This window comes from Pseudonocardia sp. C8 (genome assembly GCF_014267175.1).
In the GTDB taxonomy this organism is placed as follows: Bacteria; Actinomycetota; Actinomycetes; order Mycobacteriales; family Pseudonocardiaceae; genus Pseudonocardia.
Window position 1 is genome coordinate 4,689,928 of the sequence record NZ_JACMTR010000002.1, and the last position, 21,226, is coordinate 4,711,153.

Here is a 21,226-nt window from a genome sequence, read left to right on the forward strand (position 1 = left end):
GCTCACACGTCCGGCGAGAACCGGACCCCGTGCGGCGGCAGCGTGACGTCCGGCCAGACCCGCATGTCGTGCCGCAGCTCGCAGTGCGCGCCGATCACCGCCCGGTCGCCGACGACGGTGTCCCGCACGCTCGCGCCCTCCTCGACGACCGCGCCCGCGCCGATCACCGAGCTCACCACGACCGCGCCGGCGCCGACGACGGCACCGTCGAACAGCATGGAGCCCTCGACCTTCGCTCCGGAGCCGATCCGGGCGCCGTGTCCGACGGTGGTCCCGCCGAACACGAACGCGTCCGCGGCCACCTCGGCGCCGTCGAGGATCATCGCCTCGCCGGTCGGGCCGGGCAGGGCCGCCGACGGTGCGACCCCCCGCACGAGGTCGGCCGAGCCGTGCACCAGGTCGCCCGGGGTTCCCATGTCCCGCCAGTACGCGACGTCGACGTGCCCCTGGACGTGCGCGCCGGAGGCCAGCAGGCCGGGGAACGTCTCGCGTTCCACCGACACCGGGCGGCCCTGCGGGATGGTGTCGATGACCTCGCGCCGGAAGACGTAGCAGCCGGCGTTGATCTGGTCGGTGGGCGGGTCCTCGGTCTTCTCCAGGAACTCGAGCACCCGTCCGGACGCGTCGGTGGGCACGCAGCCGAACGCCCGCGGGTTCTGCACCCGCACCAGGTGCAGCGTGACGTCCGCACCCGAGCCGCGGTGGGTGTCGGCGACGGCCTTCAGGTCGGTGCCGGCGAGCACGTCACCGTTGAAGATCATCACGTGGTCGGCGGAGAGCTTCTGCGCCACGTTGCGGATGCCGCCGCCGGTGCCCAGCGGCTCGGTCTCGGTCACGTAGGTCAGGTCCAGGCCCAGCGCCGACCCGTCCCCGAAGTGCTCCTCGAAGGTCGAGGCCAGGTAGCTGGTGCCCAGCACGGCCCGCCGGATCCCGGCCTCCCGGATCCGGGACAGCAGGTGCGCCAGGAACGGCACCCCCGCGGTCGGCAGCATCGGCTTGGGCGCCGACAGGGTCAGTGGCCGCAGCCGGGTGCCCTTGCCCCCGACCAGCACGACCGCCTCGACGTCCTGCAACGCGGTTCCCCCTCAGGTGTTCACTCGTCGTCTCGCGTCCGGTCAGCCCGCCCGGGCCGCCAGCCCGGAGCGGACGGCCAGACCGGCCCGCAGCGCGGCCCGCAGCGGCGCGCGGAGCGGCCCGGGATTCCGGTCCGCCAGGTAGCGGTAGGCGCTGCGGTGGTGCTCGGCGCGCATCCGCGCCGACACCTCCGGCTTCCCCGTGGACGCCCCGCCCACGTGCACCACCTCGGCCGAGGGTACGTAGACGTTCCGCCAGCCCGCGCGGGCGAGGCGGTCCCCCAGGTCGACGTCCTCGAAGTACATGAAGTAGCGCGGGTCGAACCCGTCGACCGAGTCGAACGCGGCCCGGCGCAGCAGCAGGCACGACCCGGACAGCCACCCGGCCGCCCGCTCGGTGAGGTCCTCGCGGCTGCGGCGGTAGGCGGCCGTCCACGGGTTGTCCGGCCAGACCGGGCCCAGCGCGGCGTGCCCGGCGCCCGCGACCAGCGACGGCAGCTCCCGGGCCGACGGGTAGACCGCACCGGACGGCTCCCGGATCAGCGGCCCGAGCGCCCCGGCCCGCGGGTGCCGGCGACCCGCGTCGAGCAGGGTGTCCAGCGCGCCGCGGCCCCATTCCAGGTCCGGGTTCGCGACGACGACCCAGCCGTAGGCCGCGTCCAGGGCGGCGACCCCGCGGTTCGCGGCGGCGCCGTAGCCGACGTTCTCGCCGATCGGCAGGAAGGTGACCTCCGGGCGCTGTGCGGCGGCCCGCTCCGGCGCCCCGTCGACCGAGCCGTTGTCCGCCAGCACGACGGGCACGTCGGTCCGGGTGGTCGCGCCGGCCAGCGAGTCCAGGAACGTGTCCAGGGTGCGGCCCGGCGAGTAGGTCACCGTCACGACGGCGAGCTCGTCGCCGTAGGGCTGCACGCGTTCCCGCACGGGCTGAACGCTAGCGAGACCGGATCCGCGCCGCTCCGGCGGGGACCGCCGGGGCGGCCCCGATCGCGACCGCGAAGATCACACCGCGTGATCGTGGCCGCGGGGCGCGGGACCGCCCGCAGCGCCGGAAGGCCGGGTGAGCAGCGACGACGCGGTCGGCCGGCACGTCATCCTCAAGTCACCGTGGGGTACGGCCACCGGGCGACGCCGCCGACACGCACACCCCGAGGGCCCGCGCCGGTCGCCGGCATGCTGCACCCTGGACGCGACCGGGCAGCCCCGGTCACTCCGACGCGCGGCCCCCGTCCCGGGTTCCGCACGGCACCCGGCCGGGTGGTGCCGTGCCGGTCCCCGGCCGGTCACGCTGCTGTCGGCGACCGTGCGCGACGACCGGCCCGGCGGGCCCCGACCGACTCCGAGGTGAGGCGAGCATGAGCGACCGCGACCGGCCCGCCGCGGCCGCCCGCGCCGCCGCCCGCCGGTCCGCGCGCCCGCCGGCCCGGGACCGGCCCGCGCCCCGGCCACCGGCCGGGCGGCGCTGGCTGCACCGGTTCCAGGTGGTCGTCGCCGCGCTGTCCGCGCTCACCGTGCTGCTCACCGGGGCGGTCTGGACCCTCTACCGGGACGTGACCGCCGGCATCACCACCACCAACGTGATCTTCGGCGGGTCGTCGGGCGGCGGGCAGAACATCCTGCTGGTCGGCGTCGACAGCCGGACCGACGCGCAGGGCAACCCGCTCCCCGACGAGGTGCTGGCCCAGCTGCGCAGCGGCGCCGAGTCCGGCGTCCTGAACTCCGACACGGTCATCGTCGTGCACGTCCCGGCCGACGGGACGAGCGCGACCGCGTTCTCGATCCCGCGCGACACCGAGGTCCGGATCCCCGGCCTGGGCCGCAACAAGGTCAACGCGGCCTACCCGCAGACGAAGGCGGAGGCCGCCTCCCGGCTGTCGGCCGAGGGCGTGACCGACCCCCGGCGGATCGACCAGGAGTCGTCGCAGGCCGGCCGGCAGGCGCTGATCGGCGCGGTGCAGGACCTCACCGGGCTCGGCATCGACCACTACGCCGAGGTCAACCTGCTCGGCTTCTACAACCTCACCCGCGCGATCGGCGGCGTCGAGGTGTGCCTGAAGGCGCCGGCCCGGGACGCGTTCTCCGGGGCGGACTTCCCGGCCGGCCCGCAGACGATCTCCGGCGGGGACGCGCTCGCGTTCGTCCGGCAGCGGCACGGGCTCGCCGGCGGCGACCTCTCCCGGATCACCCGGCAGCAGGTGTTCCTCGCCGCGGTCGCGAACAAGGTGCTGTCCTCGGGCACGCTGACCGACCCGGCGAAGCTGGGGGCGCTGATCGAGGTCGTGCAGCAGTCGGTGGTCATCGACAGCGGCTGGGACGTCCTCGGGTTCGCCCGGGAGGCGTCCCAGATCGCGGCCGGGAACATGGACTTCCACACCATCCCGACCGGCCCGACCGAGGACACCGGGCACGGCGACGTGCTCAGCGCCGACCCGCGCGCGGTCCAGGAGTTCGTCACCCGGCACACCGACCCGGAGCCCGCACCGCCCGCGGAGGCCGCCGCGGCGCCGGCACCGGCCCCGGTCGTCGCCGACGTCGGCAACGGGTCCGGGACGACCGGTCTGGCCGCCCAGGTCGCCACGATCCTCGGGCAGAACGGGGTCACCCCCGGGGCGATCGGGAACGCCCCGGACCGGACCACCTCGGTCGTCCGCTACAGCCAGGCCGACGGCGACGCCGCGGCCCGCCGGGTGGCCGACGCGCTCGGCGGGATCGGCGTCGAGCAGTCCGACGGGGTCGCGCAGGGACGGGTGCAGGTGCTGATCGGCACCGACTTCGCGGCACCGCAGGCGGGGGGCGCGCCGGAGCAGGCCCCGGCCCCGGCCACCCCACCGATCACCGCGGGCGGGGTGCCCTGCATCGACTGAACGGGCCCGGTGCCGGGTAGCGTCGGCCGGCGATGACGACCGTCTTCGGCTCCGGCCTGTTCCTCACCGACGCCCTGCTCGGGCCCGCGCTCGGCGCGGCCGCGGCCCGGCCGCTGTTCACCCACTACGACGACGCCACCGGCGAGCGGGTGGAGCTGTCCGGCACCACCACCGCGAACTGGACGGCGAAGGCGGCGAACCTGCTGCGCGACGAGTGCGACGTCGAGCCCGGCACCCGGATCGCGGTGCTGCTGCCCGCGCACTGGCAGACGGCGGCGGTGCTGCTGGCCGGCTGGTCCTGCGGGGCGGAGCTGGTGGGCGACCCGGCCGCGGCCGACGTCGTGCTCGTCGACGCCGCCCGGCTGGACACCGCGCTGGCCGCCGGCGCGGCGACGGTCGTGGCGTTCTCGCTGGACGCGTTCGGCCGCGGCCTGACCGGGCTCCCGGCCGGGACGATCGACTTCGCGACCGAGGTGCGGGTGCACGGCGACGAGTTCGTGCCGTGGGATCCGGTCGACGGCGACGCCCCGGCCTGGGACGGCGCGTCCGGCGCGCAGGTGCTCGACGCCGCCCGGGCCCGCGCCCCCGAGCTGGGGATCGCCGCCGGGGACCGGGTGCTGTCGACCGCGGGCTGGGACTCGGCGGAGGGCCTGCGCGACGGGCTGCTCGCGGTGCTGGCCGCCGGGGCGTCGCTGGTGCAGGTGGTGAATCCCTCCGGAGACGCTGCGGCACTGGACCACCGGGCCGAGACCGAGCGCTGCACGGTGCGGCTGTCCTCCCTGGTGTGAGGCCCACCGGGGTGTCGTGAGACGCTGGTCGACCGTGAACCCCAGCCCCACCCCTGCGCCCGGCACCCGGGTGAGCGCCCGGGACGTCGACGACGCGGCGGCCCGGCTCCGCGCCGTGATCGGCCCGACCCCGCTGCAGCTCAACCCGCGGCTCTCCGACGCGCTGCACGGCGAGGTGTGGGTGAAGCGCGAGGACCTGCAGCCGGTCCGCTCCTACAAGATCCGCGGCGCCTACAACCTGATCGCCCAGCTGCCCGCGGCCGACCGCGCCGCCGGGGTGGTGTGCGCGAGCGCCGGCAACCACGCCCAGGGCGTCGCGTTCGCCTGCCAGCGGCTCGGCGTGCGCGGGCGCGTCTACCTGCCCGGGACGACGCCGCGGCAGAAGCGCGACCGGGTCGCCCGGCTGGGCCGCGACGCCGTCGAGATCCGGGTCGTGGGCAACACCTACGACGAGGCCGCCGCCGCGGCCCGCGCGGACGCCGAGTCGACCGGCGCCACCCAGGTCCCGGCGTTCGACGACCCGCGCACCGTCGCCGGCCAGGGCACCATCGCCCGGGAGGTCCTGTCCCAGCTGGCCGACCCGCCGGACGTGCTCGTCGTGCCGGTCGGCGGCGGCGGGCTGCTCGCCGGGGCGATCACCTACCTGCGCGAGCACGCCCCGGCCACCCGGATCGTCGGCGTCGAACCGGCCGGTGCGGCCAGCATGGCCGCCGCGCTCGGCGCGGGCGAGCCGGTGGAGCTGGGCACCCTGGACCCGTTCGTCGACGGTGCCGCCGTGCGCAAGGTCGGCGCCGCCACGTTCGACGTGGTCCGCGACTCGGGCGTGGAGCTGGTCGCGGTGCCCGAGGGTCGCATCTGCGTCGAGATGCTGGCGCTCTACCAGTCCGACGGGATCATCGCCGAGCCCGCCGGGGCGCTGTCCCCGGCCGCGCTGGACCAGCTCGACATCCCGCGCAACGCGCACACCGTGTGCCTGCTGTCCGGCGGGAACAACGACGTCAGCCGGTACGCCGACATCGTCGAGCGGGCCCTGGTCTTCGAGGGCCGCAAGCACTACTTCCTCGTCGAGTTCCCGCAGGAGCCGGGGGCGCTGCGGCGGTTCCTCGACGACGTGCTCGGCCCGGACGACGACATCACGCTGTTCGAGTACATCAAGCGCTCGAACCGGGAGACCGGGCCCGCGCTGGTCGGGCTCGAGCTGGGCTCCCCGGACGACCTCCCCGCGCTGCTCAAGCGGATGGAGGAGGCCCCGCCGCACATCGAGCAGATCCCGCCGGACAGCCCGCTGTTCGGGTTCATCCTGTAGCTCGTGAGGTGCGAAGGGCCAGGTGCAGCACGACGCCGGCGACCAGCCCCCAGAACGCCGCCCCGATCCCCGCGACGGTGATCCCGGCGGCGGAGAGCAGGAACGTCGCCGCGGCGGGCACCCGCGCGACCACCGCGTCCGGCGCGCCGTCCGGTACGGCGAACGCCGCCGCCAGCGCCGCCGCGAACGTCCCGAGCAGCGCCAGCCCGGCGACCGACTCGATCACGCCGGGCGGGGCGGCGGCGATCAGCGCCGCCATCGTCGTCGCGAGCGGGGCCAGCACCAGGCAGGCCCAGCCGTTGGCCTGCGAGGCGATCCAGCGCCGCGCGGGGTCCGGGTGGGCCTCCGGTGACGCGGGCAGCGCCGCCGTGATCGCCGCGAGGTTGATCGCGTGCCCGCCGGCGGGGGCGCCGAGCAGGGTCCCGGCGCCGGTGAGCACCATCGCGTGCCGCCACGGCACCCGGAACCCGGCCGCCGCCAGCACCGCCATGCCGGGCACGTTCTGCGAGGCCATCGTCACCACGTAGAGCGGCAGCGCGACGCCGACGACGGCCGCGACCGAGAACGACGGCGCCGTCACCGTCACCGCGGGCAGGCGCAGCCAGGACCAGCCGTCGGCGAGCCCCACGACGATCGCCAGGGCGAGCCCGAACGCCGCCGGCGACGCCCAGCGCGGCGCGAACCGCTGCAGCGCCACCCACACGACGACGATCGGCGCGACGAGCAACGGCTGCGCCACCAGCGCGCGCACCGGCTCCAGGCACAGCGGCAGCAGCACCCCGGCCAGCATCGCCTGCGCGACCGGCGCCGGGATGGCGCCGACGAGCCGGCCCAGCGGGCGCACCAGCCCGGTGAGCACGATCAGCACACCGGTCACGACGAACGCCCCGACCACGGCCGGCCAGCCGCCGGCGACGGCGCCGGTGGAGGCGAGCAGCGCGGCCCCGGGCGTCGACCAGGCGATGGTCAGCGGGCGGCGGAAGCGACGGCTGAGCCAGACCGTCGCGGCGCCCTGCAACGCGGTGAGCACCACCAGCCCGGACGCCGCCTGGGCCGGGTCGGCACCGGCCGCGGCCAGCCCGGCCAGGACGACGGCGAACGAGCTGGTGACACCGACGACCGCGGCGACGATCCCGACCGACGCCGGCTGCGTCCACGACCGTTCCACAAACAGAACCGTACGGCATGGCGTTCCGTATACGGAACGACCCGTACGCTCGGGCCGTGGAGCAGCAGCCGGACGACGTGCGGGCCGCCGTGGGCGGGCGCCTGCGGGCCGCCCGCGCCGCCCGCGGGCTGTCGGTCGGCGCGCTCGCCGCCCGCGCCGGAATCGGCAAGGGGTCGCTGTCCGAGCTCGAGAACGGCAGCCGCAACCCGACCCTGTCCACCCTCTACGCGCTGGCGAACACCCTCGAGCTCCCCCTGTCGGAGCTGCTCGCCGACCGGCCGGGCACCGAGGTCGCCTCGCCGGGGATCACCGCCCGGCTGCTGGAGACCACGACCGGTGACGAGGGCACCGTCGAGGTCTACGCGCTCACCCTCTCGCCGGGCGCCGTGCACGTCTCCGCCGCGCACGGCCCGCACGTCGTCGAGCACCTGCTGGTCACCCGCGGGGCGGCCCGGGCCGGGCCGGCCGGCGCGGAGACCGACCTGGAGACCGGGGCGGGCACCGCGTGGACCAGCGACGTCGAGCACACCTACCGGGCGCTCGGCGGCCGCCCGGCCTCGGCGGTGCTGGTCGTGCGCACGCCTACTTGAGCAGGTTGCGGGCCATCACCATGCGCTGGATCTGGTTGGTGCCCTCGTAGATTTGCGTGATCTTCGCGTCGCGCATCATCCGCTCCACCGGGAAGTCGCGGGTGTACCCGGCCCCGCCGAGCAGCTGGACGGCGTCCGTGGTCACCTGCATCGCGGTGTCCGAGGCGAAGCACTTGGCGGCCGAGGAGATGAAGCCCAGGTCGGGCTCGTTCCGCTCGGCGCGGGACGCGGCCACGTAGACCAGCTGGCGGGCGGCCTCGACCTTCATCGCCATGTCGGCGAGCATGAACTGCAGGCCCTGGAACTCGGCCAGGTTCTTGCCGAACTGCTTGCGCTCTTTGAGGTACGCGGTCGCGATGTCGAGGGCGCCCTGGGCGATGCCGACGGCCTGGGCACCGATCGTGGGGCGGGTGTGGTCGAGGGTGCGCAGGGCGGTCTTGAACCCCGTGCCCTCGGCGCCGACGATCCGGTCGCCGGGAATGCGGCAGTCCTCGAAGTGGATCTCGCGGGTCGGCGAGCCGTGGATGCCGAGCTTGCGCTCCTTCGAGCCCACGACGAAGCCCGGGTCGTCCTTGTGCACGACGAACGCGGAGATCCCGTTCGCCTTCCTCTCCGGGTCGGTGACGGCCATGACCGTGTACCAGGTGGACTCGCCGGCGTTGGTGATCCAGCACTTGGTGCCGTTGAGGACCCAGTCGTCGCCGTCGCGGCGGGCGCGGGTCCGCATCGAGGCGGCGTCCGAACCGGCCTCCCGCTCGGAGAGCGCGTAGCTGAACATCGCCTCGCCGGCGGCCACCGAGGGCAGGACCTGCTTCTTCAGCTCGTCCGACGCCGACAGCAGCACCGGCGTCAGCCCGAGGCCGTTCACGCCGGGGATCAGAGACGAGGACGCGCAGACCCGGGCGACCTCCTCGATGACGATGCAGCCGGCCAGCTCGTCGGCGCCCTCGCCGCCGTACTCCTCCGGGACGAGCACGGCGTGGAAGCCCGCCCGGGTGAGGGCGGCGCGGGCCTCGACCGGGTAGCGGCCCTGCTCGTCGACGTCGGCCGCGTGCGGAGCGATCTCACGCTCCGCCAGGTCCCGCACCGCCTCGCGCAGGGCCTGGTGCTCGTCGCTGAGCCGGTAGCTGTCGAAATCGCTGTCCATACCGACGATGCTAACGGCACTCCGTGCCACACGCCACCGTGTCTTGCTACCCTCCGTGCCATGTCGAGCAGCACGCGCCGCGGGCGTTCGCCGGAGGGGCGCGCCGAGGTCCGGCGGGACCTGGTCGCGGCGGCGGCGCGGCTGTTCACCGACCGCGGCTACGACGAGACGACCGTCGACGACATCGCGGCCGCCGCCGGTGTGGGCCGGCGGACGTTCTTCCGCTACTTCCGGGGCAAGGAGGACGCGCTGTCCCCGGACCACGAGCGCGGGCTGGCCCGGATCTCGGAGGTGTTCGCCGGCGCGCATCCCGACGAGCCGCTGACCTCACTGGCACTGCGTGCCGCCGAGACCGTGTTCGACCTCTACACCGACGACCCCGAGGTGGCCCGGCTGCGGTTCGCGCTCGTCGGCTCGGTGCCGGCCCTGCGCGACCGGGAGGCGGCCTCGGTGAACCACTACCGGCGGCTGTTCACCCGCGAGCTCACCGGGCGCCTCGAGGAGCGGCCGGACGGCGAGCTGCGGGCCGCGGTGACGGCGGCGGCGCTGGTCGCGGCGCACAACCAGGCGCTGCGCAAGTGGCTGGCCGACGGGGCGCGGGACGCCGACCTTCCCGGCGCCGTCGCGCACTTCCGGAAGGTGGCGACGATGCTCCCGCTCGACGACGAGCGCGGCGCCGAACCGGACCTGGAGGGTGTCACCCGCCGGCTGGAGCAGGCCGCGCGGGCCCTGGAGCGGGAGCGGTCCCGGCAGGCGCCCTGAGGTCGCCCCGCCGGTGACACCGCGTGCCGCGTGCGTGGGAGGCGTGCCGACCACAGCACCGGTCCGCGCTCCAGCCCTGTCGATCAGCACCCTCCCGCCCCGGGGACGGCCGGAACGCGCGCCCCGACGCTCCGGGGGTGATGTCGATCAGCGCAAACCCGCCCCACGTAGGGCGAGAACGTGCAGGTCACCGAACCCGGCACCGTCGATCAGCACGATCCCGCCCCGAGCACGGCGACAACGTGCACCTCACCGGATCCCGCACAGTCGACCAGCACCTTCCCGCCCAGGGCACGGCGACAACGTGCAGGTCACCGAACCCGGCACCGTCGATCAGCACGATCCTCCCCCGGGCAGGGCGAGAACGTGCACCTCACCGAACCCGACACCGTCGATCAGCGCGCTCCCGCCCGGGGAAGGGCCGAAGCGCGCCTCCCGAGCGCCACGCCGGTCTCGATCAGCACAAACCTGCCCCGGATCGGGCGAGAACGTGCACCTCACCGAACCCGGCACCATCGATCAGCACCATCGCGCCCCGGATAGGGCGAGAACGTGCAGGTGACCGACCCCGAGACCATCGGCCAGCACGATGCACCCCTCGCGCTGGAGCGCGCGGATCGGCAGGCACTCCGGACATGCGTGATCCCCGGGCCGCACGAGGGTGCGCACGCCGAACCGGACAAGGTTCGGGCCCGGGGATCACGGGTCGACCGTCTGGAATTCGCCGGCACCACAACCGGCTTCCACGACCGTCTCCGCGCGGTCTCGCCGCTGCGGAAGAACGTGGTGCTAGCGGACGGCCACCTCACGTGTCCTGTAGCTCATCAGCTGGACCACCTCCTTTCCCGTGTGCCGACACGGTACGCACGGTCACGCGGGGTGCGCCAGCGGGATTTCGTCAGCCCCCGTCGCGGACGGTCGTGCGCAGGGTGGCGTCCTTGTCCAGCACCGACCGCTCCAGGTCGGCCTGGAACTCGACCATCGCGGAGCGGACGGCGTCGTCCCCGGCGCCCAGGATCCGCACGGCGAGCAGGCCGGCGTTGCGGGCGTTGCCGACGGCGACGGTCGCGACCGGCACCCCGGCCGGCATCTGCACGATCGACAGCAGCGAGTCCAGGCCGTCGAGGTACTTCAGCGGCACCGGGACACCGATCACCGGCAGCGGTGTCGCCGCCGCGACCATGCCGGGCAGGTGCGCGGCACCGCCTGCCCCGGCGATGATCGCCTGCAGGCCGCGGTCGGCGGCGGAGGCCGCGTAGTCGAGCATCCGCTGCGGGGTCCGGTGCGCGGAGTACACGCCGACCTCCCACGGCAGGCCGAACTCGTCCAGCGCCGCACCGGCGGCGCTCATCACCGGCCAGTCGGAGTCGCTGCCCATGATCACGCCCACCCGGGGGGCGCCGGTGGTGGGACCGGCCATCAGGAGTCCTTTCGGGGGTCGTCCGCGTGCGCCGACCAGCCGTCGGCCCAGGTCGCCGTGGCCAGCCAGCCGGCGGCCAGCTCGGCCCGCTCCCGCACGGCGTCCACCGAGGATCCCAGCACGGTCACGTGCCCGATCTTGCGGGCGGGGCGGCCGTCCTTGGCGTAGAGGTGCACCTTCGCGTCGGGGAACCGGGCGAAGCAGTGGTGCAGCCGCTCGTCCATCGACATCGCCGGTTCCTCGGCGGCCCCGAGGACGTTGGCCATGACGGCGACCGGCGCGACCGGCGCGGTGGCACCGAGCGGGTAGTCGAGCACCGCGCGCAGGTGCTGCTCGAACTGCGAGGTGACCGAGCCCTCGATCGTCCAGTGCCCGGAGTTGTGCGGGCGCATCGCCAGCTCGTTGACGACGACCTCGCCCGGGGCGGTCTCGAAGAGCTCGACGGTCATCAGCCCGACGACGTCGAGCTCCTCGGCGATCCGCAGCGCGAGCTCCTGCACGCGGGCGGCGGCGTCGCCGGACAGGCCCGGCGCGGGCGCGGTGACCCGCGCGCACTGGCCGTCGACCTGCAGCGTCTCCACCACCGGCCAGGCCGCCGCCTGCCCGAACGGCGACCGGGCGATGCTCGCGGCCAGCTCCCGGGTCATCGGGACCGCGGACTCCACCAGCAGCGGGGTGCCGGCGTCGAGGAGGTCCGCGACCAGCGCGTCGGTGTCGGCCCCGCCCGCGCGGAGGAACCAGACGCCGCGGCCGTCGTAGCCGCCGCGGGTGGCCTTGAGCACGACCGGCCATCCGTGCTCGGCGCCGAACGCGGTCACGTCGGCGGGCGACGACACGGCGGCGAAGGCCGGGACCGGAAGCCCCATCTCGGCGAGCCGGGTCCGCATCACCAGCTTGTCCTGGGCGTGCACGAGGGCCGACGGCGCCGGGCGCAGCGGGATCCCGGCCTCGGCCAGCGGGGCGAGGACCTCCTGCGGGACGCCCTCGTGGTCGAAGGTGACCGCCGAGCAGCCGGTGGCGAGCTCGCGCAGGGCGGCCCCGTCGTCCGGGTCACCGACGACGAGGTCGGGGGTCACCCGGGCCGCAGGGTCGTCCTTCGACACGGCGAGCACCCGCAGCGTCTGCCCGAGCGCGACGGCGGCCTGCGCGGTCATCCGCGCGAGCTGGCCCCCGCCGACCATCCCGACGACGGGCATGCCGTTCTTCGAAACCCTCTCCACAGGACGGGAAGCCTAATCTGGCACGATCTCAGGAGTGACGGTGGTGGAGGCGACGCTCGCGCGGATCCCCCAGCCGTACCGCGACCGGGCCATCAAGCACCGGGAACTCATCAAGTTCCTGATGGTCGGCGGGAGCACCTGGGTGATCGACACCGTGGTGTTCCTGGTCCTGAAGACCCTCGTGCTGGACACCAAGCCGGTGACCGCCAAGGTGATCGCGGTGCTGGTGGCGACGATCGTGTCCTACGTCCTGAACCGGGAGTGGTCGTTCCGGACCCGCGGCGGGCGCGAGCGGCACCACGAGGCGGCGCTGTTCTTCCTCATCAGCGGGGTCGGCGTCGGCGTCTACTCGGCACCGCTGTGGGTCTCCCGCTACGTCTTCGAGCTGCAGGAGCCGGTCGTCTCCCTGGTCACCCAGGAGATCGCCGACTTCGTCTCGGGGCAGATCGTCGGCACCCTGGTGGGCATGGCGTTCCGCTGGTGGGCGTTCCGCCGGTTCGTCTGGCCGGACCAGTTCGTGCGCCGGCAGCCGGTCACCCCGCCCGCCGACGGCTGAGACCCGCCGGCTACCGCGGGCCCGGCCCCGGACCGGACCCGCCGGTGCCGCCCAGCCCCCGCGGCCACAGGTCGGTCAGGGACCTCTCCAGGTCGGCCCAGTTGCGGCTCCACTCCACGAGCGGTTCCAGGCTCTCCTCGAACGCGGCGAGCTGCTGGTCGAAGACCTCGAGCTGGGCACGGAAGGCCTGCACCTGCGCCCGCTTGGCGCGGACGTCCTCGACGATCGTCCGCAGCTGCTGCGCCGACAGCGCCCCGGGCATCGGGGGCAGCCGCAGCGCGCCCGGCCGGAACGACCGCGTCGTCGACTCGAGCGCCTCGGCCGGGGCCCGGGTCGCGGCCATCAGCGCGTCGGTGAGGCCCCGCAGGCGCGCGACGAAGGTGTCTCCCCCGGAGTCCTGCTCCCGGTCGTCCTCGGCCGCCATGGTTCCTCCCGGGTCTCGGCTGCCGTCCAGGATGCCGCCTGCAGGGACCCGGCGACACCCGGCGGCACCCGACGGCACCCGGCGGCACGGACCCGGTCCCGCCCGGTTCAGCGCGGGCTGCTCCGGTCCGCCGGCGGGGCGGTCGCGGCGACGTCGTCGGTCCGGGCCGCCGGCAGGTAGATCCGGAACACCGGCGGCCGGGCCCGGGACAGCTCCAGCCGGCCGCCGTCGGCCTCGATCAGCGTCCGGGCCAGCGCCAGCCCGAGCCCGGTCGAGGACTGTGCCGACACCCCGCGGTCGAACACGTGCGCCACCAGGTCCTCCGGCACCCCCGGGCCGGTGTCGGAGACCTCCACCTGCAGCGCGTTCTCCCCGGTGCGGGCGGCGATCGTCACGGTGCCCTCGCCGTGCTGCAGGGCGTTGTCCACCAGCGCGCCGACGGCCTCCCGCAGCCGCGCCTCGGTGACCCGGGCGAACATCCCGTCCGGCACCCGCAGCCGCAGCGAGCGACCGGCCGCGGACAGCGGGGCCCGCCACTCCTCGGCCGTCTCCGCCAGCACCTCGGCCAGGTCCACCGGTTCCGCCCCGACCGCGCGCGCCGCCCGGGCCGACTCCAGCAGGTCATCGAGGACGCCGGTGAGCCGCTCGGTCTGCTCCAGCGCGGCCAGCGCCTCGCGGCGGGCGTCCGGGTCACGGTGGGTGGAGAGCTCGTCGAGCCGCAGCTGCAGCGCGGTGATCCGGCTGCGGAGCTGGTGCGAGACGTCGCCGACCAGCGACCGTTCCCGTTGCAGCAGCTGGGACAGCGCGGTCGCCGACGAGTCGAGCACCTCGGAGACGCGGTCGAGCTCGGCGATGTCGTAGCGGGCCGGGGCCCGGCGGAAGTCGCCCGCGCCGAGCCGGGCCGCGCGGGCGGCCAGGTCCCGCAGCGGGTCGGACAGCCGGCGGGCGGTGTAGATCGCGACCCCGGCGCCCACCGAGACCGAGAACCCGACCAGCAGCACGACCACGCCGACGACCTGGGTCTGCTGGCCGCGCATGACGGCGGTCGGCTGGGCGAGCGTGATCGTCCCGCCGGGGCCGAACGGCAGCGACTCCGAGACCGGGTCGACGACCTCCGGCTCGCCGTACACCCGCGGCGGCCGGTCGGGGAGCTCGATCGTGAGCCGGCTGTTCGGTGGGATCGCGGCCTGCACGAACGCCGGCGAGGGCAGCTCCGTGCCGGCGTCCTCCAGGGTCCCGGTCAGCTGCTCGAGCCGCTGGGTCAGCTCGGCGCGGGTGAAGTCCTCGACGAGCTGCCAGGTCGCCAGCGCCAGCGGGCCGCCGAGGAACAGCGCCGTCACCGCGACGGTGAGCAGCGTGGAGACCAGGATCCGGCGGCGCATCGTCGTCAGGTGTGGTTGTAGCGGAACCCGACGCCGCGCACGGTGGCGATGCGTTTCTCCCCGCCGATCTTGCGGCGCAGCCAGGACATGTGCATGTCGAGGGTCTTCGACGACTTCATGTCGGCGTCACCCCACACCTCGTCCAGGATCTCCTCGCGGGTCACGACCTGGCCGGCGCGGCTCATCAGCACCCGCAGCAGCTCGAACTCCTTGTTCGCGAGGGTGACCTCGTCGCCGTCGAGCAGCACGCGGCGGCCGGACAGCTCCATCCGCAGCCCGCCGACCTCGACGACGTCCTGGGTGCGGCGCCGCAGCAGCGCCCGGACCCGGGCGAGCAGCTCGGCCAGCCGGAACGGCTTCGAGACGTAGTCGTCGGCGCCCGCGTCGAGGCCGACGACGAAGTCGACCTCGTCGGTGCGGGCGGTGAGCATCAGCACCGGCAGGTCGGCCTGGGTGGCGCGGACCCGCCGGCACACCTCGAGACCGTCCATGCCGGGCAGCCCGAGATCGAGCACGAGCAGGTCCACCGGGTCCGCGGTGACGCGCTCGAGCGCGCCGACACCGTCGGCGACGACCTCGACGTCGTATCCCTCGCGTTGCAGGGCGCGGGACAGCGGCTCGGCGATCGCCGCGTCGTCCTCGGCCAGAACCACGGTGGTCATCTCGACGAGCATAGGACCGGCGGGTGCGTGGGGCGGCGCCGACGCGGGCTGGCATGCTCGCCGGACGTGAGCCCCGAGCAGAACGCCCCGGCCGACCCGCGCGATCTCGATCTCGCCCTGCGGCTGGCGGACCTCGCCGACGCGATCACGCTGCCCCGGTTCCGCGCGTCCGACCTGCGCGTCACCCGCAAACCGGACCGCACCCCGGTGACCGACGCCGACACCGCCGCCGAGGACGCGATCCGCGCCGCCCTCGGCCACGAACGCCCGCAGGACCCGATCCTCGGCGAGGAACGCGGTGGCGACGTCGAGGTGCGCGGCCGCGGCTGGGTGGTCGACCCGATCGACGGCACCAAGAACTTCTCCCGGGGCGTGCCGGCCTGGGCGACCCTGATCGCGCTGGTCGTCGACGGCGTCCCGACGGTCGGCGTGGTGAGCGCGCCCGCGCTGCACCGCCGCTGGTGGGGTTCGGCCGGCGCCGGGGCCTGGGCACGCGACCTGCCGTCCGGGACGCCGCGCCGGATCGCGGTGTCCGGGGTCGAGTCGGTCGGGGACGCCTACGTCTCCACCACCGACACCGACACGTTCCGCAGCGAGCCCGGGCCGGTCGGCCGCGACGGCTGGCTCGCGCTCACCGAGGCCTGCTGGGAGTCGCGGGCGTTCGGCGACTTCTGGCAGCACGTCCTGGTCGCCGAGGGGGTGATCGACGTGGCCGTGGAGCCCGTGGCGAACCCGTGGGACCTGGCCGCGCCGGCCGCCGTCGTCGCGGAGGCGGGCGGGCGGCTGACCGACCTCGCCGGGCACCCGACGTACGCCGGCGGGCACGCCCTGACCAGCAACGGCCTGCTGCACGACGGCGTGCTGGAGGTGCTCGGTGGCTGAGATCCACTTCGAGGACCTGGTCCCGGGCGCGGTGTTCGACCTCGGCCGCACGGTCGTCGACGCCGACGAGATGATCGCCTTCGCCCGCCGGTTCGACCCGCAGCCGTTCCACCTCGACGCCGAGGCCGGGAAGGCGGTGTTCGGGGGCATCGCGGCGTCCGGCTGGTTCACCGCGGCCCTGTGGATGCGGGCCTACGTCGACCACCTGCTCAGCCGGTCGGCGTCGCTCGGCTCCCCCGGCGGTGACGAGGTCGCCTGGCCCGCTCCGGTGTTCGCCGGGGACGAGCTGCGCGCGGCGATGGAGGTGCTGGACACCCGGGTGTCGCGCAGCCGCCCGGAGCTCGGGCTGGTCACGCTGCGCGGCACGATGACCCGGGTGGCCGACGACCGGCTGGTCTACCGGTCCCGGTTCACCGGCATGTTCGGCCTGCGCCACCCCGCCCCGGTCACCCGCGCAGCGCGGTGACGACCCGCGACGGCGACGGGCGGCCGAGGCAACCGGCCATCCAGACGCTCGTGTCGACCAGCTTCCGCAGGTCGGCGCCGTGCTCGATGCCCAGCCCGTCGAGCATCCAGACGAGGTCCTCGGTGGCGAGGTTGCCGGTGGCCGACCCGGCGTAGGGGCAGCCGCCGAGGCCGCCCGCGCTGGCGTCGACGGTCGTCACGCCGCGGCGCAGCGCCGCCAGGGTGTTCGACAGCGCCTGGCCGTAGGTGTCGTGGAAGTGCACCGCGACCTTGTCGACGCCGACCCCGCGCCCGGCGCAGGCGTCCAGCACCGCGCCGACGTGCGCCGGGGTCGCGACGCCGATCGTGTCGCCCAGCGAGAGCTGGTCGCAGCCCATCTCCATCAGCCGCGCCCCGACCGCCGCCGCCTGGGCCGGGTCGACGCCGCCCTCCCACGGGTCGCCGAAGACCATCGACACGTACGCGCGCACCCGCAGCCCCTCGCGGACCGCCCGGGTCACGGTGGGCTCGAACATCGCGAACTGCTCGTCGAGGCTCCGGTTGAGGTTGCGCTTCGCGAACGTCTCGGTGGCCGAGGCGAACACGGCGACGTGGTCGCAGCCGGCCGCGATCGCCCGGTCGAGGCCGCGCTCGTTCGGGGTGAGCACCGGGTAGTCGAGGCCGGCGCGCCGGTCCAGGACGGCGAGCAGCTCGGCGGCGTCGGCCAGCTGCGGCACCCAGCGGGGGTGCACGAAGCTGGTCGCCTCGAGGGTGCGCAGGCCTGCGTCGGCGAGCCGGTCCAGGAACTCGGCCTTGACCTCGACCGGGACCACGTTCTTCTCGTTCTGCAGGCCGTCCCGCGGGCCGACCTCGTAGATCTCGACGCGCTCCGGCAGGTCGGGGTCGCGCACCGTCATCGGCAAGCCACTCATGACGCGGTCCTCTCCGGCACCGCCCGCTCCGGCGACCCGGTGCCTCCTCGCTGCGGTCGCCCCTCGATCCTCCCCCGGACCGCCCCGTCGGCGTGCCTCCGCAGGGATGTGCGCTGCGTCTCCCGCTCGGCGGCGCGCCGGGCCTCGGCGACCCGCCCGATCTCGCGGTGCAGCCGGGCCTGCACCCGGTCGACCTGCGGGACGTCGTCGAACCGCAGCAGCTCCCCGGCGACCTCCAGCAGCAGCGTGCCGCAGCCGAGCAGCCGCTCGACCGGCCGCGCACGGACCCGGACGGCGTCGATGCGCTCGATCGGGACGTCCAGGCCGTCCCGGGCGACGACCCCCTCCCGGACCAGGAACCGCAGGTTCGTGACCACCAGGTGCGAGCACCGCCAGCGGACGATCGGCAGCACCGTCCACCGGGCCGCGGCCAGCGCGGCGAGCACCGCGAGCAGCACCCAGGCGTAGGGGGCCCAGGCCTGCAGCCGGACGACGGCGGCCGCGAACCCGGCCAGGGCCGCCACCAGCAGCAGGACCACCGCCGGCCGCAGGCAGAGCCGCCAGTGCGGGCGTCCGTGCAGCGCGACACGCTCGTCGTCGTCGAGCGCGTCGTCCGGGAACGCCATACCACCACGGTAGGCGCGTCCGCGGCCGGACCACCGCCCGACGCGCGGGCGAAAAGTGCAGGTCAGCGCTACGGGTGATCGGCGGCGCGGAGGTGGATGATGTCGCCGGCCGCCACCGCCACCCGCTCACCGCCGTCCGGGTGAACCAGCAGTCGTCCCTGCGGGTCCACGTCCTCGGCCATCCCGACGAGCTGGTCCCCGCCCGGGCGCTCCACCCGGACCCGGGCACCGAGGCTGGCGCAGCGGGAGCGGTAGTCGTGGCGCAGGCCGCAGGCGTCGGCGTCGCCGCCGGACTCGCGCCACTGCGCCTCCCTCCGGTAGAGGTGGGTGAGCAGCGCCACCACGACCTCGGCCCGGGTGGCGGTGAGCCCGTGCGCGGCCAGCGCGGTCGCGCCCCACGGCAGCTCGTGCGGGGGCGTGGACACGTTCAGCCCGATCCCCAGCACCACGCCGGGACCGCCGCCGGAGACCGCGGTCATCTCGGCGAGGATGCCGGCCGCCTTGCCCAGCGGCGAGCCCGCGAGCAGGTCGTTCGGCCACTTCAGCGCCACCGGGAGGTCCGGGGCGAGCGAGGCGACCGCGTCGACCACGGCGACGCCGGCGAGCATCGGCAGCCAGCCCAGCCGGTCCGCCGGGACGCCCTCCGGGCGCCACAGCACCGACATCGTGAGCGCCGCCCCGCGCCGGGACGTCCAGGTCCGGTCGAGCCGGCCCCGGCCGCGGACCTGCTCCTCGGCGATCAGCACCGACCGGTCCGGCGCCCCGCGGGCGGCCTCGGCGAGCAGGTCGGCGTTGGTGGAGCCGGTGGAGGCGACGACGTCGAGCGCCGTCCAGCCGCCTGCCGGCCGGAGCACCTCGGTGCGCAGGGCGTACACGTCCAGCGGGGCGTCGTCCTCGTCCCGCCCGTCCGGCTCGGAGCTGGTCCCGGTCGTCATCACCGCGCACCGTAACGGCACCCGGCCGGAGCCCGGCCCGCGGACCGGCCGCGGATCGGTAACGACTCCGTGCCCGGACGGTGCGCTGCGGCGGACGTCACGGCCGCCGAGGGGCTACTCGCGGGTTAGAGTCCGGGTCCATGAGCGCCGCAACGGAGCCGATGGCGACCCCGGACGGTGAGGACGCCCCGGGCCAGCAGCCCGACATCCACACCACCGCGGGCAAGCTCGCCGACCTGTACCAGCGTTTCGACGACGCGATCCACGCCGGTTCGGCGGCGGCCGTCGAGCGCCAGCACGCGAAGGGCCGGCAGACCGCCCGGGAGCGCATCGAGGCGCTCCTGGACCCCGGGTCCTTCGTCGAGCTGGACGCGCTGACCCGGCACCGCTCGACGAACTTCGGGATGCAGGAGAAGCGGCCCTTCGGCGACGGCGTCGTCACCGGCACCGGCACCATCGACGGCCGCCCGGTCGCGCTGTTCTCGCAGGACGCGACGGTCTTCGGCGGGGCGCTCGGCGAGGTGTACGGCGAGAAGATCGTCAAGGTCATGGACGTGGCCGCCAAGATCGGCTGCCCGGTGATCGGGATCAACGACGGCGGCGGCGCCCGGATCCAGGAGGGCGTGGTCGCCCTCGGCCTCTACGGCGAGATCTTCCTGCGCAACGTGCAGAGCTCCGGGGTGGTCCCGCAGATCTCGCTGATCATGGGCCCGTGCGCGGGCGGCGCCGTCTACTCGCCCGCGATCACCGACTTCACGGTGATGGTCGACGAGACGAGCCACATGTTCATCACCGGTCCGGACGTCATCAAGACGGTCACCGGTGAGGACGTCGACATGGAGGAGCTCGGCGGCGGCCGGGCGCACAACTCGAAGTCGGGCGTGGCGCACTACCTGGCCGGCGACGAGTCGGACGCGCTCGACTACGTCAAGCAGCTGCTGAGCTTCCTGCCGTCGAACAACCTGTCCGAGCCGCCGGCGTTCCCGCCCTCGGAGCCGGTGGCCGGCTCGATCACCGACGGCATCACCGACACCGACCGCGAGCTCGACACGATCATCCCGGACTCGCCGAACACCCCGTACGACATCCGCGAGGTCATCAACCGGGTGGTCGACGACGAGGACTTCCTCGAGGTCCAGGAGCTGTGGGCGCCGAACATCGTGATCGGCTACGCCCGGGTCGAGGGCCGCAGCGTCGGCATCGTCGCGAACCAGCCGACCCAGTTTGCCGGCTGCCTCGACATCGACGCCTCGGAGAAGGCCGCCCGGTTCGTGCGGACCTGCGACGCGTTCAACATCCCGGTGCTGACCTTCGTCGACGTCCCCGGGTTCCTGCCCGGCACCGACCAGGAGTGGAACGGCATCATCCGCCGCGGCGCGAAGCTGATCTACGCCTACGCCGAGGCCACCGTCCCGAAGGTCACCGTGATCACCCGGAAGGCCTACGGCGGCGCGTACGACGTCATGGGGTCCAAGCACCTGGGCGCCGACGTGAACATCGCCTGGCCGACCGCGCAGATCGCGGTCACCGGCGCGCAGGGCGCGGTGTCGATCCTCTACCGCAAGGAGCTGAAGGGCCTCGAGGGTGACGAGCTCGCGGCCCGGCGCGCCGAGCTGCAGCAGGAGTACGAGGACACCCTCTGCAACCCCTACATCGCCGCCGACCGGGGCTACATCGACGCGGTGGTGCCGCCGTCGCACACCCGCGGCTACGTCGGCCGGGCGCTGCGGATGCTGGCCACCAAGCGGGAGCAGGGCCCCACCCGCAAGCACGGGAACATCCCGCTGTGACGGCCGCCGACGAGAAACGGGCCACCCCGGAGCAGCGGCGGGCGCTGTTCCGGGTCGTGCGGGGCACCCCGGACGACCACGAGCTCGCCGCGCTCACCGTCGCCGTCGCGGCGATGGCGAGCGCCGGGAGTGACGAGCCGGCCCCGCCGGCGGAGCCGGACCTGTGGTCGCACCCGGCGGCCCAGCTCCGGGCCTCGCTGCACGCCGGCCCCGGTGCCTGGCGGGCCTCCGGCCTGCCGCGCTGACCCCGCCCTCAGC

At 74.9% G+C, this 21,226-nt stretch carries 22 protein-coding genes; 10 read left to right on the plus strand and 12 right to left on the minus strand.

Annotated elements, in window-relative coordinates:
- Positions 1–2 precede the first annotated feature (2 nt).
- Together H7X46_RS22225 and H7X46_RS22230 are read right to left on the minus strand one after the other, a co-directional pair.
- A complete protein-coding gene (locus tag H7X46_RS22225) occupies positions 3–1,073 on the minus strand; it encodes a sugar phosphate nucleotidyltransferase (protein WP_186361242.1) in 1,071 nt (356 codons plus the stop codon).
- 42 nt (positions 1,074–1,115) lie between these two features.
- Entirely contained in the window at positions 1,116–1,994 is an 879-nt protein-coding gene (locus H7X46_RS22230) for a glycosyltransferase (protein ID WP_370588905.1), read from the minus strand.
- 431 nt (positions 1,995–2,425) lie between these two features.
- On the opposite strand from H7X46_RS22230, the gene H7X46_RS22235 reads away from it, so the two are divergent.
- From H7X46_RS22235 to ilvA, 3 genes are all read left to right on the plus strand, one after another.
- Positions 2,426–3,934, plus strand: coding sequence for an LCP family protein (locus H7X46_RS22235; RefSeq protein WP_186361243.1), 1,509 nt, complete (start codon positions 2,426–2,428; stop codon positions 3,932–3,934).
- A 32-nt stretch (positions 3,935–3,966) separates the two neighbouring features.
- Entirely contained in the window at positions 3,967–4,722 is a 756-nt protein-coding gene (locus tag H7X46_RS22240; protein WP_186361244.1) for a TIGR03089 family protein, read from the plus strand.
- Between the two features lie 70 nt (positions 4,723–4,792).
- A complete protein-coding gene (gene ilvA / locus H7X46_RS22245; protein WP_186362832.1) occupies positions 4,793–6,028 on the plus strand; it encodes a threonine ammonia-lyase IlvA in 1,236 nt (411 codons plus the stop codon).
- Here the strand turns inward: ilvA and H7X46_RS22250 are convergent.
- On the minus strand, positions 6,018–7,196 hold the full coding sequence (locus H7X46_RS22250) for a benzoate/H(+) symporter BenE family transporter (protein WP_186361245.1): 1,179 nt from the start codon (positions 7,194–7,196) through the stop codon (positions 6,018–6,020). The two genes, ilvA and H7X46_RS22250, sit on opposite strands and share 11 nt — an antisense overlap.
- A gap of 56 nt (positions 7,197–7,252) precedes the next feature.
- Between H7X46_RS22250 and H7X46_RS22255 the strand changes: the two genes are divergently transcribed.
- Positions 7,253–7,786 (plus strand): helix-turn-helix domain-containing protein, encoded by a 534-nt coding sequence (locus H7X46_RS22255; protein ID WP_370588907.1) that lies wholly within the window; start codon positions 7,253–7,255, stop codon positions 7,784–7,786.
- Here the strand turns inward: H7X46_RS22255 and H7X46_RS22260 are convergent.
- On the minus strand, positions 7,779–8,933 hold the full coding sequence (locus tag H7X46_RS22260; protein ID WP_186361247.1) for an acyl-CoA dehydrogenase: 1,155 nt from the start codon (positions 8,931–8,933) through the stop codon (positions 7,779–7,781). The genes H7X46_RS22255 and H7X46_RS22260 overlap by 8 nt on opposite strands.
- A 60-nt stretch (positions 8,934–8,993) precedes the next feature.
- On the opposite strand from H7X46_RS22260, the gene H7X46_RS22265 reads away from it, so the two are divergent.
- Positions 8,994–9,695 (plus strand): TetR family transcriptional regulator, encoded by a 702-nt coding sequence (locus tag H7X46_RS22265; RefSeq protein ID WP_186361248.1) that lies wholly within the window; start codon positions 8,994–8,996, stop codon positions 9,693–9,695.
- 898 nt (positions 9,696–10,593) lie between these two features.
- Here H7X46_RS22265 and purE read toward each other — a convergent pair.
- Together purE and H7X46_RS22275 are read right to left on the minus strand one after the other, a co-directional pair.
- Positions 10,594–11,115, minus strand: coding sequence for a 5-(carboxyamino)imidazole ribonucleotide mutase (purE, locus tag H7X46_RS22270; protein WP_186361249.1), 522 nt, complete (start codon positions 11,113–11,115; stop codon positions 10,594–10,596).
- A complete protein-coding gene (locus H7X46_RS22275) occupies positions 11,115–12,335 on the minus strand; it encodes a 5-(carboxyamino)imidazole ribonucleotide synthase (protein ID WP_370588908.1) in 1,221 nt (406 codons plus the stop codon). The genes purE and H7X46_RS22275 overlap by 1 nt, the downstream gene beginning before the upstream one ends.
- 34 nt (positions 12,336–12,369) lie before the next feature.
- On the opposite strand from H7X46_RS22275, the gene H7X46_RS22280 reads away from it, so the two are divergent.
- Positions 12,370–12,891, plus strand: coding sequence for a GtrA family protein (locus tag H7X46_RS22280; RefSeq protein WP_186361250.1), 522 nt, complete (start codon positions 12,370–12,372; stop codon positions 12,889–12,891).
- A gap of 10 nt (positions 12,892–12,901) precedes the next feature.
- On the opposite strand, the gene H7X46_RS22285 is transcribed toward H7X46_RS22280, so the two are convergent.
- From H7X46_RS22285 to H7X46_RS22295, 3 genes are all read right to left on the minus strand, one after another.
- The gene (locus H7X46_RS22285) at positions 12,902–13,315 is read right to left on the minus strand and encodes a hypothetical protein (RefSeq protein WP_186361251.1); all 414 of its coding nucleotides are present in this window, start codon (positions 13,313–13,315) and stop codon (positions 12,902–12,904) included.
- A 107-nt stretch (positions 13,316–13,422) separates the two neighbouring features.
- Positions 13,423–14,697 carry an ATP-binding protein gene (locus tag H7X46_RS22290; protein WP_186361252.1) on the minus strand — a complete coding sequence of 425 codons (1,275 nt, stop codon included), beginning with the start codon at positions 14,695–14,697 and terminating at the stop codon, positions 13,423–13,425.
- A 5-nt stretch (positions 14,698–14,702) separates the two neighbouring features.
- Positions 14,703–15,359: a response regulator transcription factor gene (locus H7X46_RS22295; RefSeq protein ID WP_186361253.1), complete on the minus strand. Its 657-nt coding sequence runs from the start codon at positions 15,357–15,359 to the stop codon at positions 14,703–14,705.
- 66 nt (positions 15,360–15,425) lie between these two features.
- Between H7X46_RS22295 and H7X46_RS22300 the strand changes: the two genes are divergently transcribed.
- On the plus strand, positions 15,426–16,241 hold the full coding sequence (locus tag H7X46_RS22300) for an inositol monophosphatase family protein (RefSeq protein ID WP_186361254.1): 816 nt from the start codon (positions 15,426–15,428) through the stop codon (positions 16,239–16,241).
- The gene (locus H7X46_RS22305; RefSeq protein WP_186361255.1) at positions 16,234–16,707 is read left to right on the plus strand and encodes a MaoC family dehydratase; all 474 of its coding nucleotides are present in this window, start codon (positions 16,234–16,236) and stop codon (positions 16,705–16,707) included. The genes H7X46_RS22300 and H7X46_RS22305 overlap by 8 nt, the downstream gene beginning before the upstream one ends.
- Here H7X46_RS22305 and H7X46_RS22310 read toward each other — a convergent pair.
- From H7X46_RS22310 to H7X46_RS22320, 3 genes are all read right to left on the minus strand, one after another.
- Entirely contained in the window at positions 16,688–17,617 is a 930-nt protein-coding gene (locus H7X46_RS22310) for a hydroxymethylglutaryl-CoA lyase (RefSeq protein WP_186361256.1), read from the minus strand. The genes H7X46_RS22305 and H7X46_RS22310 overlap by 20 nt on opposite strands.
- Positions 17,614–18,243 (minus strand): PH domain-containing protein, encoded by a 630-nt coding sequence (locus H7X46_RS22315; RefSeq protein ID WP_186361257.1) that lies wholly within the window; start codon positions 18,241–18,243, stop codon positions 17,614–17,616. The genes H7X46_RS22310 and H7X46_RS22315 overlap by 4 nt, the downstream gene beginning before the upstream one ends.
- A 68-nt stretch (positions 18,244–18,311) precedes the next feature.
- Positions 18,312–19,178 carry a biotin--[acetyl-CoA-carboxylase] ligase gene (locus H7X46_RS22320; RefSeq protein WP_186361258.1) on the minus strand — a complete coding sequence of 289 codons (867 nt, stop codon included), beginning with the start codon at positions 19,176–19,178 and terminating at the stop codon, positions 18,312–18,314.
- A gap of 140 nt (positions 19,179–19,318) precedes the next feature.
- On the opposite strand from H7X46_RS22320, the gene H7X46_RS22325 reads away from it, so the two are divergent.
- Together H7X46_RS22325 and H7X46_RS22330 are read left to right on the plus strand one after the other, a co-directional pair.
- Positions 19,319–20,968, plus strand: coding sequence for an acyl-CoA carboxylase subunit beta (locus H7X46_RS22325; RefSeq protein WP_186361259.1), 1,650 nt, complete (start codon positions 19,319–19,321; stop codon positions 20,966–20,968).
- Positions 20,965–21,213: an acyl-CoA carboxylase subunit epsilon gene (locus H7X46_RS22330; protein WP_186361260.1), complete on the plus strand. Its 249-nt coding sequence runs from the start codon at positions 20,965–20,967 to the stop codon at positions 21,211–21,213. The genes H7X46_RS22325 and H7X46_RS22330 overlap by 4 nt, the downstream gene beginning before the upstream one ends.
- The last annotated feature ends 13 nt before the right edge of the window (positions 21,214–21,226 follow it).

Coding starts and splice junctions, on each gene's coding strand:
- H7X46_RS22235 (WP_186361243.1), top strand. CDS start 2,426: ATGAGCGACCGCGACCGGCCCGCCGCGGCCGCCCGCGCCGCCGCCCGC.
- H7X46_RS22240 (WP_186361244.1), top strand. CDS start 3,967: ATGACGACCGTCTTCGGCTCCGGCCTGTTCCTCACCGACGCCCTGCTC.
- H7X46_RS22260 (WP_186361247.1), bottom strand. CDS start 8,933: ATGGACAGCGATTTCGACAGCTACCGGCTCAGCGACGAGCACCAGGCC.
- H7X46_RS22265 (WP_186361248.1), top strand. CDS start 8,994: ATGTCGAGCAGCACGCGCCGCGGGCGTTCGCCGGAGGGGCGCGCCGAG.
- purE (WP_186361249.1), bottom strand. CDS start 11,115: ATGGCCGGTCCCACCACCGGCGCCCCCCGGGTGGGCGTGATCATGGGC.
- H7X46_RS22285 (WP_186361251.1), bottom strand. CDS start 13,315: ATGGCGGCCGAGGACGACCGGGAGCAGGACTCCGGGGGAGACACCTTC.
- H7X46_RS22290 (WP_186361252.1), bottom strand. CDS start 14,697: ATGCGCCGCCGGATCCTGGTCTCCACGCTGCTCACCGTCGCGGTGACG.
- H7X46_RS22295 (WP_186361253.1), bottom strand. CDS start 15,359: ATGACCACCGTGGTTCTGGCCGAGGACGACGCGGCGATCGCCGAGCCG.
- H7X46_RS22310 (WP_186361256.1), bottom strand. CDS start 17,617: ATGAGTGGCTTGCCGATGACGGTGCGCGACCCCGACCTGCCGGAGCGC.
- H7X46_RS22315 (WP_186361257.1), bottom strand. CDS start 18,243: ATGGCGTTCCCGGACGACGCGCTCGACGACGACGAGCGTGTCGCGCTG.
- H7X46_RS22320 (WP_186361258.1), bottom strand. CDS start 19,178: ATGACGACCGGGACCAGCTCCGAGCCGGACGGGCGGGACGAGGACGAC.
- H7X46_RS22325 (WP_186361259.1), top strand. CDS start 19,319: ATGAGCGCCGCAACGGAGCCGATGGCGACCCCGGACGGTGAGGACGCC.